This is a genomic window from Oribacterium sp. oral taxon 078 str. F0263, from assembly GCF_000469565.1.
Lineage (GTDB): Bacteria > Bacillota > Clostridia > Lachnospirales > Lachnospiraceae > Oribacterium.
In genome coordinates, this window is sequence record NZ_KI273094.1 from 17,566 (window position 1) to 20,917 (window position 3,352).

3 protein-coding genes and 1 pseudogene are annotated in these 3,352 nt (G+C 42.1%); 2 read left to right on the forward strand and 2 right to left on the reverse strand.

Annotated features, from left to right (window positions below; translation table 11 throughout):
- Nucleotides 1–118: 118 nt before the first annotated feature.
- A complete protein-coding gene (locus tag HMPREF1986_RS02770; RefSeq protein WP_021773226.1) occupies nucleotides 119–1,450 on the reverse strand; it encodes an MATE family efflux transporter in 1,332 nt (443 codons plus the stop codon).
- Nucleotides 1,451–1,454: 4 nt separating this feature from the next.
- Nucleotides 1,455–2,048, reverse strand: a complete 594-nt coding sequence (locus HMPREF1986_RS02775; protein ID WP_009214075.1) for a TetR/AcrR family transcriptional regulator — start codon at nucleotides 2,046–2,048, stop codon at nucleotides 1,455–1,457.
- A gap of 193 nt (nucleotides 2,049–2,241) precedes the next feature.
- On the opposite strand from HMPREF1986_RS02775, the pseudogene HMPREF1986_RS12785 reads away from it, so the two are divergent.
- Nucleotides 2,242–2,451, forward strand: a pseudogene (locus HMPREF1986_RS12785) (transposase); the annotation flags it as partial.
- A 512-nt stretch (nucleotides 2,452–2,963) separates the two neighbouring features.
- Nucleotides 2,964–3,352, forward strand: a 389-nt coding sequence (locus HMPREF1986_RS02780; protein ID WP_021773228.1) for a type II toxin-antitoxin system RelB/DinJ family antitoxin, incomplete at its 3' end; no start/stop codon positions are given.

Genomic DNA, 3,352 nt, shown 5'->3' on the forward strand with positions numbered 1-3,352 from the left:
ACAAAAGGTCCCGTAATTTCCCATCAGGGAAATTAAGCCGCGGAAAATGCAGACCCGGAAAAGCGCTGAAAAAGGGAACGGCGGTTCCGATTTGAGCCGCCGTTCCTTGATTTATCAGCTATTTCATTTTTCCGATCGTTGCGAAATATCTCTGTATCCCCAACAATACGACAATCCCATCGACTATCGGCAAAACATACCAAAGGCTCTGTGTTCCAACTATAAGCGGTAATAAAATGACAGAGGGGATAAATAGGATTATCTGTCTTAGCATTACCAAAATGCCAGCCGTTTTGCCATCTCCGATTGCCTGAAAGAAGGTCATAGTCATAATCATTACACCATAGACAATGAAAATACTGTACATTGTCCGAAAGCTTGGAACCGCCAGAAGGAGTGTTTCATCGGACAATCCGAATAATTTGAGAACCGGCTTGGCAAAAGCTTCTGCCGGCAGCCAAAAACAAGCTGCCAATACGATGGAACTAATGGTGAATACATTAAATATTTTTTTCACCCTATCGTACTGCTTCGCTCCGAAATTGGCACCAATAGCAGGCTGCAGCCCCTGACTCATTCCCCATAGCGGGATGAAGGAAAAAGCTTGTATTCTTAAGGTTGCAGCCATAATGGTCGCTGAGGTTTCACCCCCATATCGAAACGCCTGACCATAGAGAAAGCTCTGTTGAATAATAGTAAGCACCTGCATAAGCATGGCAGACACCCCTACAGAAAACATCTCCCCCGTTATTTCATTTTCTCTCCTGATTAAGCCGATTTTTACAACTTCACTTTTTTTCTTAAAATACCAGAGTGTAACTATTGCTTGAACAAATTGTGCTGTTACGGTAGCAATGGCAGCCCCTTCAACACCATGTTCTTTCAACAGTATCATAAGGATCGGATCCAATGATATATTGATACCTGCTCCCATCGCCATAATCAGCATAGCACGTTTCATCAAACCTTCGCCGCGCATGACCATATTGGCCGCCTGCGCAAAATTTACAAATACAGATCCCAAAAAAATGATTCGTAAATAACGAGCGGAAAGATTTAAAAGTTCTCCCTTTGCGCCAAAGACAGCAAGCAGTTGTTGACAAAATAAAATCCCCAATACGGTAACGATCGCTGATAACAATAAAATCCAAAAGCAAAGATTCCCCATGACTTTGTCAATGGTTCTTTGATTTCCTTCTCCAATTGCTCTTGACAGCAGAGATGCTGATCCTACACCAATCAAAGTAGCGATCCCCGTATTGATGTATGTAAAGGGGGTAGCAATTCCCACCGCGGTCATGGCTCTTTCACTAAGTATTTGACCCGCAAAAATCCCATCCATCAGCGGATATAATCCAATGACAATCATCCCTAATATTGCAGGCAATGAAAGCTTAATTAATATCTGTAATGGCTGAGCCGTTAACAGCTCTTTACTGTTTTTATTCATACGATTACACCTCTTTTCCGTTTTCCATCAGAACGTCAATTATCATTTTTTCGATAATGTGGCGCTGTGAAATTAAGAGCGCTCTGATTCCCAATGTCTCACAGCCTAATATGAAAGTATTAATTAAATCATTGAGCAGACCCCAGGATTCTTTGGAAATTTTCGCATAGCCATGTTCCTCTAACATTTGCTCGAAGTTCCTGATACTACTATCCTGTATCTCTTTATAAAGTTGCTGTAAAGTCTCATCCCCCTGCATTGATTGCAAGAACATAACATATATCGGAATGAATTCATTGTCGGAAAGCGCCTTATCAACAATCAGTTCGGCTAATACCTTTATCCCTAAAGGTTTAGGAATCTCGGATATCTTTTTCTTAATAATGTCTTCTCTGTATTTGCAGCCTCGTATCATCAGGTCGCAGAGGATTTCAGATGTACTTTTATAATGATGATACAATCCCCCCGCGGATAGTCCGGTAGCTTGCACTAAATCATGCATATTTGTGTTTTTGTATCCCTTGATCGCAAAGACTTCCATTGCAATATTCTGTATTTCTAATTTTCTTTCTCTTGGTGTCAGCCTTTCTCTATTCATTTCCCTCCTTTCACTACCGACACATATGTCGGTAGTGAAATATTAGCATAAGCTAACCCGACTTGTCAATATCTCGAATGAGCAAACTAAGCTATAATATTTTCAGGTGCGGATTCCGTCTTACCGTTCCTGCAGCTGACAGCAGCCGGTCAGCTGGGTCAGCTTCTTTTAATAGTTTTGCGAAAGAGGATGAAACGGAGTAAATCCCATTGTCGGAAATCAATGCCTTGGAATTCCGGAAGCCGTGGGCGAAGTGTTTCCTGACGCTGGGAATCAGCGTTGTACCAATTATTTTTATCAAAACATTTTCTCAGTCGTTCCAAAATCCAAAGGAAAGCACGCGGCAAAGATGTTGGAAGCAATTCACGCGCAGGAAAGTAAAAAGGCGGCACGGGAAAAAGCAATAAAAAGGTCCCGTAATTTCCCATCGGGGAAATTCGGGACGTACCTGACGAAGCGAAGCTATCAGTCTTCGCTTTCCGTTTACTTTTTAGCCTGTGGGAAATACAGTCCTTCCGGGAAGGGCTGAAGGCGGAAATGCTGGTTCGAATCCGAACCAGCGATAAAAGACAGGAGCTTCTAATCCTTGGAACCGCACAGCCAAAAGATCAAGAATACGCCTGCGATACACGGCAGAAATATTATTACGGGAAGAATTTTCAAAAAGTACAACCCTAACAGCAGGACAACTGCTGCACTGGCAATGAGCCTTGCTAGTGTGCTTCTTTTCATCCTTATTGTCACCTAATATTTCTAACCGCCAGAAAAAAAATACTCATTCCAGGTGCCAATGTTCCAATCCCTGCTGCCACATAGTTATAATCAAAGGCAATTCCGCCAGGACAAAGAGTCACAACGACACCTAATGTGGACAGAATCTTTGAAACTACAGGCTCCGGGATCCAGATTCCTCCTATGACAAGAGAGAAATTTTATTTTGGTAAATCCAAGGCAAATAGCACCTATCAGGTTCTATTCATTGACTTTTTGCACCTTTTATCCTATACTATAGAAAAATGCAAAGGAGATATGATTATGGCGCAAGCAACCTTTAGCGTCCGCATGGACGAAACATTAAAAAAACAATTTGACGGCTTATGTCAGGACTTTGGCATGAATGCCAGCACAGCAATTAATGTATTCGCCAGAGCTGTTGTCAGACAGCGCAGAATACCTTTTGAAATATCATCTCCTGAAACTGATATCACCAGAGAAGGCGCAATGCAAGCATTCAATACCCTGCGGGCACAGGCTAAAGAAAACGGCGTTTCTGATATGAGTCTTGATGATATCAACAAGGAAAT